The 18304-nt window shown below is 70.5% G+C and carries 16 protein-coding genes; 3 read left to right on the forward strand and 13 right to left on the reverse strand.

Translation table 11 applies throughout. The features are described from left to right. Nucleotides 1–39: 39 nt before the first annotated feature. On the reverse strand, nucleotides 40–1293 hold the full coding sequence (locus O9255_RS06635; protein WP_297866069.1) for a 6-phosphofructokinase: 1254 nt from the start codon (nucleotides 1291–1293) through the stop codon (nucleotides 40–42). A 182-nt stretch (nucleotides 1294–1475) separates the two neighbouring features. On the opposite strand from O9255_RS06635, the gene O9255_RS06640 reads away from it, so the two are divergent. The 3 genes from O9255_RS06640 to mpl are packed head-to-tail and all read left to right on the forward strand — an operon-like array spanning nucleotide 1476 to nucleotide 4084. After that, entirely contained in the window at nucleotides 1476–2042 is a 567-nt protein-coding gene (locus O9255_RS06640; RefSeq protein ID WP_297866070.1) for an adenylate kinase, read from the forward strand. Nucleotides 2043–2067: 25 nt separating this feature from the next. Next, nucleotides 2068–2682, forward strand: coding sequence for a hypothetical protein (locus O9255_RS06645; protein WP_297866071.1), 615 nt, complete (start codon nucleotides 2068–2070; stop codon nucleotides 2680–2682). A gap of 4 nt (nucleotides 2683–2686) precedes the next feature. After that, nucleotides 2687–4084, forward strand: a complete 1398-nt coding sequence (gene mpl, locus O9255_RS06650; protein ID WP_297866072.1) for a UDP-N-acetylmuramate:L-alanyl-gamma-D-glutamyl-meso-diaminopimelate ligase — start codon at nucleotides 2687–2689, stop codon at nucleotides 4082–4084. Here the strand turns inward: mpl and lnt are convergent, their stop codons facing one another. The 12 genes from lnt to ilvC all read right to left on the reverse strand — a co-directional run bounded on the left by lnt (nucleotide 4085) and on the right by ilvC (nucleotide 18258). Then, complete coding sequence (lnt, locus tag O9255_RS06655) at nucleotides 4085–6517, reverse strand: apolipoprotein N-acyltransferase (RefSeq protein ID WP_297866073.1); 2433 nt, start codon at nucleotides 6515–6517, stop codon at nucleotides 4085–4087. Continuing rightward, nucleotides 6517–7215, reverse strand: a complete 699-nt coding sequence (locus O9255_RS06660) for a hypothetical protein (protein ID WP_297866074.1) — start codon at nucleotides 7213–7215, stop codon at nucleotides 6517–6519. Before O9255_RS06660 ends, lnt begins: the two co-directional genes overlap by 1 nt. A 17-nt stretch (nucleotides 7216–7232) precedes the next feature. Further along, the gene (locus tag O9255_RS06665; RefSeq protein WP_297866075.1) at nucleotides 7233–8321 is read right to left on the reverse strand and encodes a hypothetical protein; all 1089 of its coding nucleotides are present in this window, start codon (nucleotides 8319–8321) and stop codon (nucleotides 7233–7235) included. Nucleotides 8322–8590: 269 nt separating this feature from the next. Further along, nucleotides 8591–9721 carry a 3-isopropylmalate dehydrogenase gene (gene leuB, locus O9255_RS06670; RefSeq protein WP_297866076.1) on the reverse strand — a complete coding sequence of 377 codons (1131 nt, stop codon included), beginning with the start codon at nucleotides 9719–9721 and terminating at the stop codon, nucleotides 8591–8593. After that, nucleotides 9711–10292 (reverse strand): 3-isopropylmalate dehydratase small subunit, encoded by a 582-nt coding sequence (leuD, locus tag O9255_RS06675; RefSeq protein WP_297866077.1) that lies wholly within the window; start codon nucleotides 10290–10292, stop codon nucleotides 9711–9713. Before leuD ends, leuB begins: the two co-directional genes overlap by 11 nt. Then, nucleotides 10289–11719, reverse strand: a complete 1431-nt coding sequence (leuC, locus tag O9255_RS06680) for a 3-isopropylmalate dehydratase large subunit (RefSeq protein WP_297866078.1) — start codon at nucleotides 11717–11719, stop codon at nucleotides 10289–10291. The genes leuD and leuC overlap by 4 nt, the downstream gene beginning before the upstream one ends. Next, nucleotides 11716–13290 (reverse strand): 2-isopropylmalate synthase, encoded by a 1575-nt coding sequence (locus O9255_RS06685; protein ID WP_297866079.1) that lies wholly within the window; start codon nucleotides 13288–13290, stop codon nucleotides 11716–11718. Before O9255_RS06685 ends, leuC begins: the two co-directional genes overlap by 4 nt. Beyond that, nucleotides 13287–14429 (reverse strand): threonine dehydratase, encoded by a 1143-nt coding sequence (locus O9255_RS06690; RefSeq protein WP_297866080.1) that lies wholly within the window; start codon nucleotides 14427–14429, stop codon nucleotides 13287–13289. Before O9255_RS06690 ends, O9255_RS06685 begins: the two co-directional genes overlap by 4 nt. Further along, nucleotides 14429–15292, reverse strand: a complete 864-nt coding sequence (locus O9255_RS06695) for an aminotransferase class IV (protein ID WP_297866081.1) — start codon at nucleotides 15290–15292, stop codon at nucleotides 14429–14431. The genes O9255_RS06690 and O9255_RS06695 overlap by 1 nt, the downstream gene beginning before the upstream one ends. Further along, nucleotides 15283–15519: an ACT domain-containing protein gene (locus O9255_RS06700; RefSeq protein WP_297866082.1), complete on the reverse strand. Its 237-nt coding sequence runs from the start codon at nucleotides 15517–15519 to the stop codon at nucleotides 15283–15285. Before O9255_RS06700 ends, O9255_RS06695 begins: the two co-directional genes overlap by 10 nt. Continuing rightward, entirely contained in the window at nucleotides 15503–17212 is a 1710-nt protein-coding gene (gene ilvG, locus O9255_RS06705) for an acetolactate synthase 2 catalytic subunit (RefSeq protein WP_297866083.1), read from the reverse strand. Before ilvG ends, O9255_RS06700 begins: the two co-directional genes overlap by 17 nt. Next, the gene (gene ilvC / locus O9255_RS06710) at nucleotides 17209–18258 is read right to left on the reverse strand and encodes a ketol-acid reductoisomerase (protein ID WP_297866084.1); all 1050 of its coding nucleotides are present in this window, start codon (nucleotides 18256–18258) and stop codon (nucleotides 17209–17211) included. Before ilvC ends, ilvG begins: the two co-directional genes overlap by 4 nt. Nucleotides 18259–18304 lie beyond the last annotated feature (46 nt).

An 18304-nucleotide genomic window follows, 5' to 3' on the forward strand; every position in this document is an offset into this window, starting at 1 on the left:
GTCCGGGGCGCCGCGCAGCGCCCCGGCGTGCCCGTCAACTCACTTTGACCAAGCCAGCAGCGTTTTCGGCAGCAGCGGCAGGGTGGGCCGCACGAAGGCGGGCAGGCCGTCCTTGCCGTAGGGCGGCGGCGCCTCGCCGCGGATCAGCGGCTCGAGGTAGGTGCGGCAGGCCTCGGTGATGCCAAAGCCGTCCTTGCGGATGAAGGCCTTCGGCATGGTCTTCTCGTGGTTCGCGATCTCCGACAGCGGGTGCGGCACGATCTTCCAGCGGTAGGGCTTGTCGCTGGTGCGCTGGATCGTCGGCATCACGCCATTCTTCCCGGCCAGGGCCAGCTCCACGGCCGCCTTGCCGACCGCCAGCGCCTGCTGCAGGTCGGTCTTGCTGGCGAGGTGGCGGGCCGAGCGCTGCAGGTAGTCGGGCACGGTCCAGTGCACCTTCACGCCCAGCTTGTCCTTGCACAGCGCGGCCAGCATCGGGCCGACGCCGCCAAGCTGTGAATGCCCGAAGGCGTCCTTGCCGCCGGCTTCAGCCACGAAGCGGCCGTCGGCGTGGCGGATGCCCTCCGAAACCACGACCACGCAGTAGCCGACCTTCTTCACCACAGCCTGCACCTTGGCGAGAAACGCGGTTTCGTCGAAGGCGTTCTCGGGGAAGAGGATCAGGTGCGGCGCCTGGTCCTCGCCGCGGCCGGCGAGGCCCGCCGCTGCCGCCAGCCAGCCGGCGTGTCGGCCCATCACTTCGTAGACGAAGACCTTGGTGGACGTGTCCGCCATCGCGGCGACGTCGAGCGCGGCCTCGGCCACGGAGACCGCCGTGTACTTCGCCGCTGAGCCGAAGCCCGGACAGCAGTCGGTCACCACGAGGTCGTTGTCGACCGTCTTCGGCACGCCGATGCAGGTCAGCGGGTAGCCAAGCTCCGAGGCGACCTTCGACAGCTTCAGCGCGGTGTCCGCCGAGTCGTTGCCGCCGTTGTAGAGGAACCAGCGGATGTCGTGCGCGCGGAAGACGTCGATCAGGCGCTCGTACTGGGCGCGGTCCTGCTCGATGGATTTCAGCTTGAAGCGACAGCTGCCGAAGGCGCCGCCGGGGGTGTGGGCGAGGGCCTTGATCTCGGCGGCTTTCAGCTTGCGGGTGTCGTAGAGCTCCTCGCGCAGGGCGCCGAGGATGCCGTTCTTCGCCCACAGCGCCGGCACCTTGTGGGCGCGCGCGGTGGCGAGAACGGCACTGGCGGTGGCGTTGATGACGGCGGTGACGCCGCCCGACTGGGCGTAGAGCAGGTGGCCTTTCGGCATGGGGGCACTCCGTGGGGCGGGGCGCGCGTGCTGCGGCCCGGGCCCGCCATTGAAGCCTTTCCTGTTTGACTTCACCACCCGGGGCCGCTAGCGTGACCTTGTCCGCACGGCCTGTCGGCGGCCCTCCGTATCGCGTTGGGGGTGAAGACGGTGCCGTGCGTCATCGTTTATGGAGCCTCTTCATGCGACTCGTCTTCCTCGGCGCCCCGGGTTCGGGCAAGGGCACGCAGGCCACCCGCCTGCGCGAGCACTTCAACATCGCCCACATCTCGACCGGTGACCTGCTGCGCGCCGCCGTCAAGGAAGGCACGCCGCTCGGCCTGCAGGCCAAGGCCGTGATGGATGCCGGTCAGCTGGTGTCCGACGACCTCGTGCTGGGCATGCTCGAAGAGCGCCTCGCCAAGCCGGACACCGCCAATGGCTTCATCCTCGACGGCTACCCGCGCAACCTCGCCCAGGCGGATGCGCTCGACGCTCTGCTCGCCCGCATCGGCCAGCCGCTCGACGCCGTCGTGAAGTTCGAAGTGCCGAACGAAGTGATCGTCGGTCGCTGCGAGATCCGCTACGCCGCCGAGGGCCGCGCCGACGACCATCCGGAAACCGTCCGCAAGCGCCTCGACGTTTACGCCCAGCAGACCGCGCCCGTCGCGGGCTTCTACCAGTCGCGCGGCCGCCTGGCCGTGGTCGATGGCGTGGGTGCGCTCGACGACGTGTTCCAGCGCATCGTGTCGGCTCTGCCGCAGCGTTGATCCCGCGTCGCCGCGACGCAGCGCTGTGGGCGATTCGCGGATCCGTGACGATCTCCCGCTGCTGGTTTGGTTCGGCGCCCGCCTCCTTGTCCTGCGGTCCGGCCCCGAAGACCTGCCGTATTCCCCGGCGCTGACGTGGATCGCCATCGCATTGATGGCTTCGACCTATCCGGCTTGGATGATCGTCCTCTCGGAGACGCCACCGGGATCGGTGCCGCCGACCGGTGGGCTGCTCCTCGCTTGGGCGATCGGGCCGGTCGCCTGCCTGCTTGGCGCGTGCGCGCTCGTGCTTCGCGCCTTCGACCGGGCATCGCGCTTCAACCAGTTCGCAATGGCACTGAGCCTCGTGCACGGGCTCACCATGCTGGCGATGTTCGGCAGCGTGCTGGTGCGCGTGAAGCTCACGGGACCGGAACCGGTCGAACAGGGATGGCGGGTCGCCGTGGCTTGGTTGTCCGCGTTGGTCCCTCTCGCGGTGACCCTCTGGTATGGGCTCGCGATGTCCCACGTCTGGGCGCGGACGCTCGATCGCGGTTACGCCGTAGGGCTGTTGATGACACTCCTGATGAACGCCGCCATGTGGATCGTCCCCGTCGTCCTATTGATCGGCTTCGTCGAAGCCTCAAACCTGTTCAACTGATCCCATGAAGCTCCACATCCTTGGCATCTGCGGCACCTTCATGGGCGGCATCGCCGCCTTGGCGCGCGAGCTCGGCCACGACGTCGAAGGCTCCGACCAGAACGTCTACCCGCCGATGAGCACCCAGCTCGAGCAACTCGGCATCACGCTCGCGTCGGGCTACGCGCCGTCGAACATCAGCGCCGGTGTCGATGAGGTCGTCGTTGGCAACGCGCTGTCGCGCGGCAACCCGGCCGTCGAGCATGTGCTGGACGCGGGTATGCGCTACACCTCGGGCGCGCAGTGGCTGTCGGAGCACGTGCTGCGCGGCCGCGAAACGCTGGCCGTCGCCGGCACGCACGGCAAGACCACCACGACGTCCCTGCTGGCCTGGCTCCTTGAATCCGCTGGCCGCGATTCCGGTTTCCTCGTCGGTGGCGTGCCGGAGAACTTCGGCGTGTCCGCGCGCCTCGGCAGCGGCCGCGAGTTCGTGGTCGAAGCCGATGAATACGACACCGCGTTCTTCGACAAGCGCAGCAAGTTCGTGCACTACCGCCCGACGGTGGCGGTGTTGAACAACCTCGAGTACGACCACGCCGACATCTTCCCCGACCTCGCGGCGATCCAGCGCCAGTTCCACCACCTCGTGCGCATCGTGCCGGGGCGCGGGCGCTTGATCGTCAACGGCGAGGACGCCGCGCTGGCCGAGGTGCTGGCGATGGGCTGCTGGACCCCGGTGGAGCGCTTCGGCATCGTCGATGCCGACGGCCGGACCGAGGTGGCAACGCCCGGTGGCGCGACGCTGGACTGGACCGCGCGCCTGCTGGCCGCCGACGGGTCGCGCTTCGTCGTCGCGCATCGCGGCGTTGAACTCGGTGCCGCCGACTGGCCGCTGGTGGGCCGCCACAACGTGATGAACGCGCTCGCTGCCTTGGCCGCCGCGGCCGCGGTCGGTTGCGATGCGACCGCGCTGCTGCCGGCCTTCTCGACCTTCGCCAGCGCCAAGCGCCGCCTCGAAGTGATCGGCACGGCGCGCGGCGTCACCGTCTACGACGACTTCGCCCACCACCCGACGGCCATCCGCACCACGCTCGACGGCCTGCGTGCGAAGGTCGGCGCCGCGCGTGTGATTGCCGCGCTGGAGCCGCGCAGCAATTCGATGCGCCTCGGCGCGCATGCCGATGCGCTGGCGCCCTCGCTCGACCCGGCCGACGCCACGGTGTTCCTGCATCGCCCGAACCTGCCGTGGGATGCCGGGAAGGTCGTTGGCGCCGTGCGCGGTGCCGCGCGCACCGTGCCGGATGTCGACACGATGATCGCCAGCCTCGCCGCAGAGGCGAAGGAGGGCGACCACGTGGTGTTCATGTCGAATGGCGGCTTCGAGGACGCGCCGCGGCGGTTCCTTGCCGCGCTTCGGGGCTGATCAGCCCGCCAGCAGCCGGAACACCAGCGCCGCTGGCACGCCGACGTAGTAGAGCCCCCGCAGCAGCCATTCGCCGGCTTCGCGCAGCATCGTCTGCCGCGTAGGCGCCGCGAGCCACGACGCGCTGAAGGCGATGCCCTCGAGGGCGATGCGCAGCGCGGCGGCGAACAACATCAGGCCCAAGGACCACGCCGCCCACCAGATCGCGAGGCCGGTGAACCACGCCGCGGGACCATAGGTGAGCCATTCGCCGAAGAAGCCGCCGAACGCGATCACCTGGTGCAGGCGGAACGCGATCAGGGCGGGGAGCAGTGGGAACAGGCCGAACTTCAGCAGCGCGTGGTCCCAGCGCGGGCGATGGGCGCGCGCGCGCTGCTCGGCGACCGCGGCGAGGCGTCCCGTCGCGAGTGCGCCGCGCCACGCATCGCCGGCCGCCGAAGGCGACGCCAGTGCCATGGACCAGCGCCTTCCCGAGCCAAGCACCAGTTCGAGACCCGGCGAAGGCAGGGGCAGGCGCCAGGCTTGGAGTGAGGCGATCGCGGCGTGCGGGATCTCGATGCGTTCGTTCGGGCGGTCGATGACCACCTGCGCTGATTCGAAGCGCAGCTCACTGCGCCCCCAGCGACGCAGGCCCCAGGCCAGCAGCAGCGGCAGAACGACGAATAGACCGTAGCCGCGGAGCTGCCCCAGAGACGCCACCTGCCAGCCGATGCGCGTGGCCATGTCGTAGGCCAAGGCCACCAGCCCCGCCAGCGCCACGGCGCGGAGCGCAATGACCGCGAGGCGCATCGTCGGCGGCATCAGCACGACCGCGAACACGGTGGGGGCCGCCGCCGGCCGCAGCGCGTGTGCACCGAGGGCTGCCAGCCCTCGCCAGAGGGCAAGGGCGAACAGGAAGGCGAGGCCGGCACGGCCCACCCAGTCGCCCCAACGCACCATCAGGGTCGGCGCGGGATCGCGCGCGAGCAGGAAGCCGGTGAGCACCGCCTGCTGCCCCATCGCGGTATGCACCAGCACCTCGCCGGTCTCGTCGATGACGGCGCTGAAGCCGTTGGTGGTGACGCGCAGCTGCGGCAGTCCGGTCTCGACGCTGCGGAAGGCCGCCACAGCGAGGTGCAGGCGGGCGCCGAGCGGGGCCTCGGTGAACCACGAATCGTTGGACATCCCGAGGATGGCTTGGGCGCCCAGCCGCGCACCGTCGATGGCAAGCTGCGGGTGCACATCGTCGAGGCAGATGAGCGGCAGCACGTTCACTTCGCGACCGTCGCCGCTGCGCAGCGGCAGCACGCGCGCGCCATCACCCGCGCGCCAGCCGCCGGTCCAGGGCAGGGCTGCGCGGAGCGCCGGCCCATCGAGCCATTCGGGCACGTGCTCCGTGAGCGGGAACGGGTGGGTCTTGCGGTAGCTGCCGAGCCGGCCGCGGCCGGGTTCGAGGACCACGGCGGCGTTGTACTCGCCCAGCACGTCCTGCTCGTAGGTGCCGAACACCAGCGGCACGCCCATCGCATCGACGAAGCCCTGGATCTCGGCGTCGAAGGCGGCGCCGTCCTCGCTGCGCGGCTGCCCGAAGGTGGTGGGATAGACCGTTTCCGACCACAGCAGCACGTCGGCGCCGTGGTCGCGCAGGGCCGAGGCGGACAGTCCGAAGTGCGTGTCCAGCACCTCGCGCACCACGGCATAGGCGCCCTGCTCGCGGCGTCGCGTTTCGTAATCGGTGAGGCTGGCCTGCACCATCGCCACGCGCAGAACGGCGGTATCCGCTGCAGGCGGTACGCGCAATGCCGCCAGGCGCCACGCGCCGTAGCCCGACACCGCCGCCAGCATCGCCGTGCCGAAAGCGAGGGGCAAGCCCCAGGCGCGCAGGCAGTCGCGGCGTCGCGCGATGGCCTGCGCGATCGCTTCGTTGGTGAGCAGCACCACGACGGTGAGGCCGGTCGCGCCGCCGAGGTCCGCGGCCTGCCGCAGCGCATCGGCCGGCTGCAGGCCGTGGCCAAGCGTGTCGCCAAGCAGTTTCGGCCACAGCGCCTCCGTGGCCACCCAGGCGGCGGCGCCCGCGAGTGCGCGCAGCAGCGGTCCGTGCGCGCGGCCGACGGCGTGGCGCACCAGTGCGAAGACGAGGATTTGCGGCTGCAGCAACGGGGCCGCCAGCAGCAGGGCGGCGGCCGCGAGGCCGGTGCCGACGCCGGTGAACTGCCCGATGCCGATGGCGAACCACCAGAACACCGCGGCGGTGAACAGCACGGTCGTCGCGAGGCCCTGCGCCGCGACGCCGCGCCACGACCGCGCGCGATCGAGCGCCCACAGCCAAGGCACGAGCAGCACGGCGGCGAGCGGCCACGCGGGCTCGATCGCGGCGAAGAGCGCGACCAGCGCGGCGGTGGCGAGGAGGCTCGCGGGGATCGGCCAGCGTGCGCTGGCGTTCGTGGCCGGCATCAAGACTTGCCGGGGCGGACCCAGCGCAGCGGCAGGCCGGGGGGCGCCAACTCCGGCGGCACGACGCGGTTCGCCGGCAGGGCGATCGGGCGTCCTTGGGCATCGCGCAGCACGAGGTCCGGCGAAAACATCAGGATCGGCTCGATGGTGTCGCCCTCATCGGTGGCCTGGTGGTGGCGCACGTAACCAGGCGGTAGTTCGAAATCCGCGGGCACGGCGAGCCCTTCGAGCGGCGGGCTGGTGCCGGGCGGATTGAAGGCGGCGATGCCGGTGCGGATGCCCGCCTCGTTCATCGCCTTGATCAGGTTCGCGGTGGAAGGCACGGGATCGCCGGGGCGGAAATAGCTCGCGAGATCGTCGGGGTCGCCGCTGGGCACGCGCGCCGCGACGTCTGCAGCGGTGGGCGCGATCTCCAGACGCTGTTCGGCGCCGGCCACTTCAAGGCGAGCCGGCGCCATCGCGGGTGTGGCGGTGGGCAATGGCGAACCGGTGCTTGCAACCCCGACAGCATCGCCACGTGGCTCATCGCTTCGCGAGGTCCAGAGCGACACCGCCACCGCAACGGCGACGATGAGCGCGATGCCGGCGGCCCCACGGGCCTCGACACCGAGACGCGAGCTGGGCTTGCGCAGGATGCGCACGCCCTCGTCGTCCGCGGGGGACGACGGGGCGTGGCGGCCGGGCGGCGACAGGGCCACGGGGCGTTCGGCGGGCGTCAGGGGCTGGCTGGGTTGTAGACCGACAGTGCCCAACCCATCCGCTCATGGCCGAAGGTGTTCCAGATCGGATTGCGGCCGTTCGTGATGGTCGGGTAGCGCGGTGCACCGGTGCCGGTGCTGCCGCCCCAGAGGCCGGCGCTGACGGTCGGGCCGCTGTAGGTCGGATGCACGTCGTCCGACTGGATGTAGTCGGCGCTGGTCGTCGACGAGACGAAGTGCGTGTTGGCGTCGCGCAGCGTGCCGCGCAGCGCCACCGTGATGCGCTGCACGTAGGCCGCCTCGGTGTCGCCCGGCACGTAGCGGAGCGCATCGGAATCGACCTGGCCGTCGCCATTGCTGTCGAAATCCGCACCCATGTACTGCGCGAAGCTGTCGGCGCACTGGAAGCCCTTCTGGCGGGCGTATTCGCACATCCAGTAGTTCATCCGGGTGATGGCCGGCAGGAAGCGGTCGCGCAGGTTCACCGTCTGCCCGGTGGTGGCGTCGCGGCACGTGCTCTGCACGTTGTCGGCGTTGTAGCCCGGGTAGTACAGGTTCGAGATGACCTTCAGCCGGGTGTTCGGGCTGGCGTTGGCGTTGATGTAGTCCATCGACGCGGCGACGTAGGTCTTGCAGCTGTTGACCGCGTTGTCGAGCACGGCGTAATTGCAGGTGCCGGTCTGGTCCTTGAAGGCGGTGCGCGCCTGCAAGCCGTCGTTGCCGCACATTTCGAAGGTGACCACGCGCGTCGACGCCGCCTGCATCCACGAGCGCTCGGCGACGATCTTGTTTTCGTAGACGTCGCGCGCGACGGCGCCCGACTTGGCGCGGCGGATGCTCTCGATGTCGGCATTCCAGCGCGCGGAGAGGTACTCGGAATCCACCGTCGGCGCGGCCCAGCGCGCGGCGTTGGAGACGGAGCCGTTGTAGCCGGCGTAGATCGAATCGCCGTAGGCGACGACGCGGTACTTGGCCGTGGTGCCGGCGCGGTCGACGGTCCACGAGACGTTCTGGTTCAGCGTGCTGGCGAGGGTGGGCGCGGCGATCGCGACGAGCACGAGCGCGGCGGCACACCGCCGCGTGGTGCGGCGAGCGAGATGGTTCATCGATTTTCCCCTGTGGCGTGGTGATCGCCGCGGGGTGTTCCCCGCTGCGTCCGACGGAAACCGGAGGCCGGTTTCACGATGCGGGCGCTCTCATCCCCTGGGGCACCCGGTGCATCGCGAAACGGACGCTAGCGTATGGTTCGGGGGCGCGCAAGCGCCCCGCCCGTTGGCAGTGAGTTTCCCTGCCTTTTCATGGCGCGATGCAGCATCGCAGCCGCGGTGCTCTGCTGCGCCGCGTCACTTCGGCCCACGGCTCGCGGCCGGCGCCCTCAGTCGCGGAGCTCGACGGCCGGGAACGCAGGTTCCGGAGTGCTGGTTCGCGGCGCATCCGCGGCCAGCGCGGCGAGCACCGCCGAGGTCAGGGCTGCGGTGTTCGCCGTGCCGCCGAGATCGCGCGCGCGCAAGGCAGCATTGCCTTCACCCGCGGCGAGGACGGCACCGACGGCCGACTCGACGGCGTCGGCTTCGCGGTGCAGGGACAGCGAATGCCGTAGCAGCATCGCGACGCTCAGGATGGCGGCGATGGGGTTGGCGATGCCTTGGCCGGCGATGTCCGGCGCGCTGCCGTGGATGGGTTCATACAGCCCGCGCGGCCCGTCCCCGAGGGCGGCCGAGGGCAGCAGGCCCATGGAGCCCGCCAGCATCGCCGCTTCGTCGGTGAGGATGTCGCCGAACAGGTTCTCGGTGACCACCACGTCGTAGTCGCGTGGACGCGAGATCAGATGCATCGCCATCGAGTCGACGAGCTGGTGCTCGAGAACGACGTCGGGGAACTCCGCGCGATGCACGCGGGTGACCGTCTCGCGCCACAGTCGCGAGGTCTCCAGCACATTCGCCTTGTCGACCGAGGTGACCTTGCCGCGGCGCGTGCGGGCGAGGCGGAAGGCGTGGCGGGCGACGCGCTCGATCTCTTCGACGGTGTATTCGCAGACATCAACAGCGCGATCGGCGTGGCGTTCCTTGCGGCCGAAGTAGCTGCCACCGGTGAGCTCGCGCACCACCACGAGGTCGACGCCCTGCAAGACTTCCGCCTTGATGGCGGAGTGCTTCAGCGTCGCCGGATGCGGCTTCACCGGGCGCAGGTTGGCGTACACGTTCAGCTGCTTGCGCAGGGCCAGCAGCCCTTGCTCGGGCCGCACCGGGGCCTTCGGGTCGCTCCACTTCGGCCCGCCGACGGCGCCGAGCAGCACGGCGTCGGCGCGGTCGCAGGCCTCGGCGGTCGCCGGCGGCAGCGCTTGCCCGGTGGCGTCGATGGCGGCACCACCGATCAGCGCCTCCTCGGTGCGGAACGCGTGGCCGAAGCGCTGCCCGACGGCGTGCAACACGGCGACGGCAGCGGCAGTGACCTCCGGGCCGATGCCATCGCCCGGCAGGACGGTAATGCGGATCTCACGCGGCATGGCGGCGCTCCTCGAAGCGGGTAATGGCGGCGTCCTGCGCCAGCAGGTAGCCCAGTTCATCCACGCCTTCCAGAAGGCAGGTCTGGGCGAAGGCGTCCAAGGGGAAGGTGACGTGTTCGCCATCGGGCCAGTACACGCGGCGCTTCGCGACATCAACCTGCAGGCGCAGGCCGGGCTGGGCGAGCAGGGTGTCGACCACGGCCTCCGGGAGAACGATCGGCAGCAGGCCGTTCTTCAGCGCGTTGTTGCGGAAGATGTCGGCGATCTCGCTGCTGATGACCACGCGGATGCCGGCGTCGAGCAGGGCCCAGGGGGCGTGCTCGCGCGAGCTGCCGCAGCCGAAGTTGCGGCCGGCAACGAGGATGCGCGCATCGCGATGCTCCGGGCGGTTCAGCACGAAATCGGCGCGCGGCGCTCCCTGCTCGTCGTAGCGCCAGTCGTGGAAGGCGTGGCGGCCGAGTCCTTCGCGCGTCGTGGTGGTCAGGAAGCGTGCCGGGATGATCTGGTCGGTGTCGATGTTGGCGCGCGGCAGCGCGACGATCGGCGACTCGAGGGTGCGGAACGGATTCATGCGGTGGCCTCCTCGGCAACGGCCGGGGTGGTGGCGTAGGTGCGCGGGTCGGCGATGCAACCGGCGATCGCGGCGGCGGCGGCGCTGGCGGGCGAGGCGAGCACGGTGCGCGCGCCCTTGCCCTGGCGGCCTTCGAAATTGCGGTTGCTGGTGCTCACGGCGAGCTGGCCGGGCTTCACCGTGTCGCCGTTCATGGCGATGCACATCGAGCAGCCCGGCTCGCGCCATTCCGCACCGGCCTCGCGGACGAGGCGGTCGATGCCTTCGGCCTCGGCCTCGCGCTTCACCGCGTCGGAGCCCGGCACCACCAGCATGCGCACGCGCGGGTGCACGCGACGGCCTCGCAGCACGGCGGCCATCTCCCTCAGGTCCGAGAGGCGGCCATTGGTGCAGCTGCCGACGAAGACCACGTCCACCGGCTGGCCGGCCAACGGCGCGCCGCCTTCGAAGCCCATGTAGGACAGCGCGCCGACGGTCTCCGGCGCAGCCTTCGGCAGCGCCGCATCGACCGCGACCACCTGCCCCGGGTGCGTGCCCCAGGTGAGCGTGGGGCGCACGTCGCTGGCGTCGATGCGAACTTCGGCGTCGAAGCACGCGCCCTCGTCGCTGCGCCACGCGCGCCATGCACTGGCCGCGGCCTCGAAGGCCTCACCCTGCGGCACACGCTCACGGCCGCGTAGCCACTCGACCGTGGTGTCGTCGACAGCGATCAGGCCGGCGCGCGCGCCGGCTTCGATGCTCATGTTGCAGACGGTCATGCGCTCTTCCATCGACAGCGCTTCGATGGCCGGTCCGCGGTATTCGATGACCTGCCCGGTGCCGCCGGCCACGCCGATGCGACCGATGATGTGGAGGATCAGGTCCTTGGCGCTGCAGCCGGCCGGCAGGCGGCCGTCGACGGTGATCGCCAGCGTCTTCGGCTTGCGCTGCAGCAGGCACTGGGTGGCCATCACGTGGCCCACTTCACTGCTGCCGATGCCGAAGGCCAGTGCGCCGAAGGCGCCGTGGGTGGCGGTGTGACTGTCGCCGCAGACGATGGTCATGCCCGGCTGCGTCAGGCCCAGCTCGGGGCCGACCACATGGACGATGCCGCGTTTGCCGCTGTCCCAGTCGAACAGCTCGATGCCTTGCGCTTTGCAGTTCGCACGCAAGGCCTCCACCTGCGCTTCGGCCTGCGGCGTGATGTAGGCGAGGCGGCCGGCCGCATCGGCGGCCGTGGTCGGCGTGCTGTGGTCCAGCGTGGCCTTGTGGCGCTCCGGGCGACGCACCTTCAGGCCGCGGGCCGCGAGTTCGGCGAAGGCCTGCGGGCTCGTGACCTCGTGGACCAGGTGCAGGTCGACATAGAGGATGGCCGGGGCTCGCTCGCTTTCCTCGCGGACGCAATGCGCATCCCACAGTTTTTCGAACAGGGTGCGCGGCGTGCTCATGCGCGGGCCTCCGAGGCGGCGATGTCGCGGGTCGGCGCCACGGCGGGGCCCGGGCGGCGCGCGATGCGCTGTGCCAAGGCCAGCCACGCGAGGGCGCTGGCTTCGAGGATGTCGGTGCTGGTGGCGCTGGCCGTCAGCTCTTCGCCGTGGTGGCGGGTGCTCAGGCTGGCCTGGCCCTGCGCGTCCTCGCCGCTGCTGACGCTGTGCACGCCGTAGCTCTCGACATCGACATGCATGCCGCGGGCTTCCGTCAGCGCAGCGAATAGGGCATGTACCGGGCCGTCGCCGCTGCCGCGGCCGAAGTGCGATTCGCCCTGCGGATCGCGCAGCTCGATGGCCGCGGCGGGCTGTTCGCCCTGGCCGGCGCCCGTGCTCAGGTGGAAAGCGGTGAGCTGCCAGCCCGCGGCGCTCGCATCCTCGCCCAGCACCAGCGCTTCGAGGTCGGCGTCGAAGACTTCCTTCTTCTTCTCGGCCAGCGTCTTGAAGCGGGCGAACAGGCGCTCCGCGGCGGCTTCGTCCAGCGAGAAGCCGAGGAAGCCCAGGCGCTCGTTCACCGCGGCCCGGCCGCTGTGCCGGCCCAGCACCATCTGCGAGCGCGCCCAGCCCACGGTCTCCGGACGCATGATTTCGTAGGTGTCGCGGTGCTTCAGCATGCCGTGCTGGTGGATGCCGCTTTCATGGGCGAAGGCGTTGGCGCCGACGATCGCCTTGTTGCGCTGGACCGCCATGCCGGTGATGCGCGTCAGCAGGCGCGAGGTCGGCACCAAGCGCGTGGTGTCGATGCCGGTGCGGAAGGGGAAGCGGTCGGCGCGCACGTTCAGCGCCATCACCAACTCCTCCAGCGCGGCATTGCCGGCGCGCTCGCCGATACCGTTGATCGTGCATTCCACTTGGCGGGCACCGCCGGCGATCGCCGCCAGCGAGTTGGCCACGGCCAGGCCCAGGTCGTTGTGGCAATGCGTCGAGAGGATGGCCTCGTCGCCGATGGCTGCCCGCAGGCGACGGAACAAGGCTTCGATCTCGGCCGGCGTGGTGTAGCCGACGGTGTCCGGCACGTTGAGGGTGCGCGCACCAGCCTTGGCGGCCGCGCGGAACACCTCCTCAAGGAACTCCGGTTCGGTGCGGATGGCGTCTTCCGCCGAGAACTCCACGTCGTCGACCAGGCGACGAGCATGCTCGACCGCGCGGACCGCCGCATCGACCACTTCGGCCTGCGAGAAGCCGAGCTTGTGCTGGCGGTGCAGCGGGCTGGTGGCGATGAAGACGTGGATGCGCGGGGCTTCGGCCTGCTCCAGTGCTTTGGCCGAGGCTTCGATGTCGCCGGGGCGGCAGCGGGCGAGGCTGCAGACGCCGGTACCGGTGCCCCGCAGGGCGCGGGCGACGCGAACGATGCCATCGGCATCGGCGTCCGAGCTGGCGGCGAAGCCGGCTTCGAGGGTGTCGACGCCGAGCTCGGCCAGGGCGAGCGCGAAGCGCAGTTTCTGGGCGGCGTCCATGCTGCAGCCGGGCGATTGCTCGCCGTCGCGCAGGCTGGTGTCGAAGATGCGGATGCGCTCCGGGGCGGGGCTCATGGCAGGGATCCTTCAGGGGTCTTGGAGAAAGAAGCGGCGATGCCGGGGAGGGGCACCGCCGCCGTCGCCGAACGACCAGGGGTGGCGTTGGCGAAAGCGGAGCCGGTCGTCGGTGCGACCGGCGAAGGGGCGGGACGCGAGGCGGGTGCCTCGGCGGTGAACGGGTCGGCGGCGCGGCGACGCGGCGGCCGCGGCGGGCGCGGACGGGTGTCGAGCAGGAGCTGCGCGAACACCGCGGCATCGATGTTGCCGCCGGAGACGACGGCCACCTTGCGACGGCTGGCCACGCGGCGACCGGCGGCCAGCGCCAGCGCGCCGGCGCCTTCGGCGACGATGTGTTCTTCCAGCATCAGGCGGGCCAGCGTTTCGCGCAGCTCGGCCTCGCGGACGATGATCAGGTCGTCGAGCAAGCGCGAGAGGATGTCGCGCGTGAGCGTTCCAGCTTCGGCGACGCGGGTGCCGTCGGCCAGCGTGGCTTTCGGCGCAATCGGCGAGGCATCGCCCTTCAAGGCGCGGGCCATCGCATCCACGCCTTCGACCTGTGCGCCGATGACGCGCACGCCCTGCGACTTCAGCGCCAGTGCGACGCCGGCGGCGAGGCCGCCGCCACCGATCGGCACCAGCACGGCTTCGGGCGCGTGCGCGGCGAGTTCGATGCCCAGCGTGCCCTGGCCGGCGATGACGTCCGGATCATCGAAAGCGGAGAGGTAGCGGAAGCCGTGCTGCTCGGCCAGCTGCAGCGCGTGGGCCTTGGCTTCGTCGTAGGTCTGGCCGCTCTGGCGCACGGTCGCGCCGAGGAAGGCGACACCCTGAGCCTTCACGACGGGCGCGGTCACCGGCATGACGGTGATGACCGGCACCTTCAGTTCTCGCGCCGCCCAGGCCAGGCCCATCGCATGGTTGCCGGCCGAAGCGGTGATCACCGTGCGGCGGTCGCCGCGTTCGCGCGCCGCCAGCAGCGCATTCAGCGCGCCGCGCACCTTATAGGCGCCGGTGCGCTGCAGATTCTCCAGCTTCAGCCAACAGCCGAAGCGCTCGGCGTAGTGCAAGGGTGTCGGCGGCAGGTAGCGCCGCAGGCGCGCGCTGGCCGCCAGCACGTCGCTGGCGGTCACGTCGGCGCGGGCGGCGTCCAGCGGCATCAGACCCTCGTCAGCCAGCCGCGATGGGCTTCTTTGCGGCCACGGACGACGTCGGCGTAGCGGGCGGTCAGGGCGTCGCCGAAGGGTGAGGCATGGAATACGCACTCGTCGATGGCCTCGACGCGGGCGATCTCGGCCGAGGTGCCGGTCAGGAACACTTCGTCGGCGGCCTTCAGCTCCTCGATCCGCACCGGGCGCGATTCGGCGCCGGTGAGCTGGATCACCGTGTCGCGGGTGATGCCCGGCAGGGCGTCGCCGTGCTCGACGGCGGTGACCTTGCCGTCCTTCACCATGAACACGTTCTCGCCGGTGCACTCGACGACGAAGCCGCCGTCGTCGACGAACAGCGCCTCGCCGAACCCGCGCTGCGTGGCTTCGCGCTTGGCCAGGATCGAGTTCACGTAGTTCCCGCAGAGCTTCAGCGGCGGCAGCGCCTTCGCCGGGTTGCGGCGGAAGGAGGAGACGGTCAGGCGAACGCGGTGCGTGCCGAGGTGCGAGGTCCACGGCAAGGTGGCCACCATCAGGCGCTCGGACAGCTTGTCGACGTCCAGGCCCAGCCCGCCGGCGTTGAACCACAGCAGCGGACGGATGTAGGCGTCGCGGTGGCCGTTGGCGCGCAGCGTGGCCAGCACGGCTTCGGTGGCCTGCGCCACGTCGAACTTCATGCCCAGGGCCTCGGCGCCCTTGCGCATGCGCTCCAGATGCTCGCGCAGGCGGAACACCGCCGCACCGCCGTCGTCGGTGGCATAGCTGCGGATGCCTTCGAACACGCCCGTGCCGTAGTGCAGGGCGTGGCTGGTCAGCGGAACGCTGAAGGCTTCGGCCTCGGCGATCTCGCCGTCGCAGAACTGCATCAGCGACATGGCGCCACCTCCACCGCGAGGCAGTCGTGCAGCTTGTCGAGCTGCGACTTCAGGCCGTGGGCCGAGCGCTCGCTCTCCACTTTCATGGACAGCGTCCACGCCGTGGCGCGGGGGTCGGTCTCGGCCTGCATCGACAGCGGCCAGTAGCCGCGACGCTGGGCAGTGCCCAGCACGCGGGCCAGCGCGCCTTCGCTCTGGCGCAGGGTCACGTCAAGTTGGTAGTGCATGGACGAACTCCTTGCTCTTGTCATGGGCGACGGCCTCGGCCTGCGCCGGGGCATCGAGCATTTCGGTATTGGATTTGTTGGGCGGCACCAGCGGCCACACGTTGGCCTTCTGGTCGATGGCGACGTGCAGGAAGGCCGGGCCGTCGATGGCGAGGAATTCGGCGAGCGTGGCTTCTTGGTCGGCACGGGAGTCCAAGCGCATCGCGGGGATGCGGTAGGCCTGCGCGATCAGCCCAAAGTCCGGGTTGTCCGACAGGTCGACCGCCGAGTAGCGCTCCTGGAAGAACAGCTCCTGCCACTGCCGCACCATGCCGAGGGCCTGGTTGTCGAGCAGCACGATCTTGATCGGCAGGCGCTCGCGCGCGACGGTGGCCAACTCCTGGATGTTCATCTGGATGCTGCCGTCGCCACTGACGCACACGACGGTGGCGCCGGGGTTCGACAGCTGCGCACCGATCGCCGCGGGCAGGCCGAAGCCCATCGTGCCGAGGCCGGCGCTCGACAGGTGGTGCGTCGGGTCCTTGAAGCCCCAGTGCTGCGCCACCCACATCTGGTGCTGGCCCACGTCGCAGGCCACGATCGCATCGGGCGCCAGCTCCGAGAGACGCTTCAGCAGGGCCGGGGCGTAGATGTCGGTGCCCGGCGCGTCGTAGCGGGCGGCGTGCTTGCGCACGCGGTCCGCGCACAGGGCGCGCCACTCGTCGCAGCGGCTGATCGCGGCGCACAGCGCGTTCAGGCTGTTGTCGATGCGGCCATGCACCGAGACGTCCGCGCGACGCAGCTTGTTGATCTCGCCCAGGTCCGCGTCGAGGTGGATCACCTTGGCGTGCGGGGCGAACTCGGCCAGTTTGCCGGTGGCGCGATCGTCGAAGCGCGCACCGACGACGATCAGCAAATCGCTTTCCTGCACGGCCAGGTTCGCCGCGCGCGAGCCATGCATGCCCAGCATGCCGAGGAACTGCGGGTGGTCGAAGGGCAGGGCACCCAAGCCGCGCAGCGTCAGCACGGTCGGCATCTTCGTCGCCGCGATGAAGCGACGGAAAGCCTTCGTCGCATCGGCGATGGCGATGCCGCCGCCGCCGTAGACCACCGGCTTCTTCGAGCGCGCGATCAGGGCCAGCGCTTCCACCAGTCCCACCGGCACGGCGTTCACCACCGGCGGGCTGATGAGCGGTGCGGGCGCCGGCAGGTGGTCGGCCTTCGCCAGCTGCACGTCCTTCGGCAGGTCGATCAGCACCGGGCCGGGGCGCCCGCTGCGCGCCAGATGGAAGGCCTCGTGCAGCACCGCCGGCAATTCATCGACCGAGCGCGGCAAGTAGCTGTGCTTGACGATCGGCAGGGTCATGCCGAACACGTCGAGTTCCTGGAAGGCGTCGGTGCCCATCAGGTGCGTCGGCACCTGTCCGGTGATGCAGACCATCGGCACCGAATCCAGCAGCGCGTCGGCGATGCCGGTGACCAGGTTCGACGCGCCGGGGCCCGAGGTCGCGACGCAAACGCCGACGCGCCCGCTGTGGCGCGCGTAGCCGTTGGCCGCCAGCGCGGCGGCCTGCTCGTGTCGCACCAGCACGTGCTTCATCGTGCTGCCGAGCAGGGCGTCGTAGAAGGGCATGATGCAGCCGCCCGGATAGCCGAAGAGGGTGTCGACCCCTTCGGCCTCGAGCGCCTTCACCAGCCACTCGGCTCCGTTCATGCACCGGCCTCGGCGGGGGTCGCCTGCGGGGTGGTAGCGGTCGACGGATTGGCCGGGGCTTCGCCGCGCGGATTCAGCCACGGCATGCCGGCGCGCAGCTTGCGGCCGACGGCCTCGATCGGGTGCTCCAGGTCGGCCTGCTTCAGCGCGCGGTAGTTCGGGTTGCCGGCGCGGTACTCGGCGATCCACTCGCGGGCGAAGCGGCCGTCCTGGATCTCGGCCAGCACGCGCTTCATCTGCGTGCGGGTGTGCTCGTCCACCACGTACGGGCCGCGCGTCAGGTCGCCGTACTGGGCGGTCTCGCTGATGAAGCGGTGCATCTGAGTGACGCCGCCTTCGTACAGCAGGTCGACGATCAGCTTCAGCTCGTGCAAGCACTCGTAGTAGGCGATCTCGGGCTGGTAGCCGGCTTCGACCAGCGTCTCCCAGCCGGCCATCACCAGCTTGGTGGCGCCGCCGCACAGCACGGCCTGCTCGCCGAACAGGTCGGTCTCGGTCTCTTCCTTGAAGGTGGTCTTGATCGGCTGCGCGCGGCCGCCGCCGATGCCCGAGCAATACGCCAGCGCGATCGTCTCGGCCGAGCCGCTCTGGTCCTGGTGCACGGCATAAACGCTCGGCACGCCGCGGCCGATTTCGAATTCGCGGCGTACCAGCGCGCCCGGGCCCTTCGGCGCAACGAGCACGACGTCGATGTCGTGGCGCGGGTTGATCTGGCCGTAGTGAACGTTGAAGCCATGGGCGAACAGCAGGCAGGCGCCGGCCTTCAGGTTCGGCGCGATGTGCTGCTGGTAGAGCTGCGGCTGGACCATGTCGGGCGTCAGCACGGCGACGACATCGGCGGCACGCACGGCGTCGGCGGGCTCGCGCACTTCGAAGCCGTCGGCCTTGGCCTTCGCTTCGGTGGGGCCGCCGGCGCGCAGGCCGACGATGACGCGGACGCCGGAGTCGCGCAGGTTCTTGGCGTGGGCGGTGCCCTGGCTGCCGTAGCCGATGACGGCGACGGTGCGGTGTTCCAGGGCGGCGGGCGTGGTGATGGCAGTGGTCATGGCGAGGTCCTTGGGAAGAAACGTTGGGAAGGGCGAAAGGAGGAAG

Origin of the sequence: Silanimonas sp. (assembly GCF_027530345.1) — a bacterium.
Taxonomy (GTDB): domain Bacteria; phylum Pseudomonadota; class Gammaproteobacteria; order Xanthomonadales; family Xanthomonadaceae; genus Silanimonas.

Bases quoted from the DNA above. Each gene is read 5' to 3' on its own strand.
- lnt (WP_297866073.1), bottom strand. From the start codon at position 6,517: ATGCCGGCCACGAACGCCAGCGCACGCTGGCCGATCCCCGCGAGCCTC.
- leuB (WP_297866076.1), bottom strand. From the start codon at position 9,721: ATGCCGCGTGAGATCCGCATTACCGTCCTGCCGGGCGATGGCATCGGC.
- O9255_RS06685 (WP_297866079.1), bottom strand. From the start codon at position 13,290: ATGAGCCCCGCCCCGGAGCGCATCCGCATCTTCGACACCAGCCTGCGC.
- O9255_RS06640 (WP_297866070.1), top strand. From the start codon at position 1,476: ATGCGACTCGTCTTCCTCGGCGCCCCGGGTTCGGGCAAGGGCACGCAG.
- O9255_RS06695 (WP_297866081.1), bottom strand. From the start codon at position 15,292: ATGTCGCTGATGCAGTTCTGCGACGGCGAGATCGCCGAGGCCGAAGCC.
- ilvC (WP_297866084.1), bottom strand. From the start codon at position 18,258: ATGACCACTGCCATCACCACGCCCGCCGCCCTGGAACACCGCACCGTC.
- O9255_RS06700 (WP_297866082.1), bottom strand. From the start codon at position 15,519: ATGCACTACCAACTTGACGTGACCCTGCGCCAGAGCGAAGGCGCGCTG.
- O9255_RS06635 (WP_297866069.1), bottom strand. From the start codon at position 1,293: ATGCCGAAAGGCCACCTGCTCTACGCCCAGTCGGGCGGCGTCACCGCC.
- leuC (WP_297866078.1), bottom strand. From the start codon at position 11,719: ATGAGCACGCCGCGCACCCTGTTCGAAAAACTGTGGGATGCGCATTGC.
- O9255_RS06690 (WP_297866080.1), bottom strand. From the start codon at position 14,429: ATGCCGCTGGACGCCGCCCGCGCCGACGTGACCGCCAGCGACGTGCTG.
- mpl (WP_297866072.1), top strand. From the start codon at position 2,687: ATGAAGCTCCACATCCTTGGCATCTGCGGCACCTTCATGGGCGGCATC.
- leuD (WP_297866077.1), bottom strand. From the start codon at position 10,292: ATGAATCCGTTCCGCACCCTCGAGTCGCCGATCGTCGCGCTGCCGCGC.
- O9255_RS06665 (WP_297866075.1), bottom strand. From the start codon at position 8,321: ATGAACCATCTCGCTCGCCGCACCACGCGGCGGTGTGCCGCCGCGCTC.
- ilvG (WP_297866083.1), bottom strand. From the start codon at position 17,212: ATGAACGGAGCCGAGTGGCTGGTGAAGGCGCTCGAGGCCGAAGGGGTC.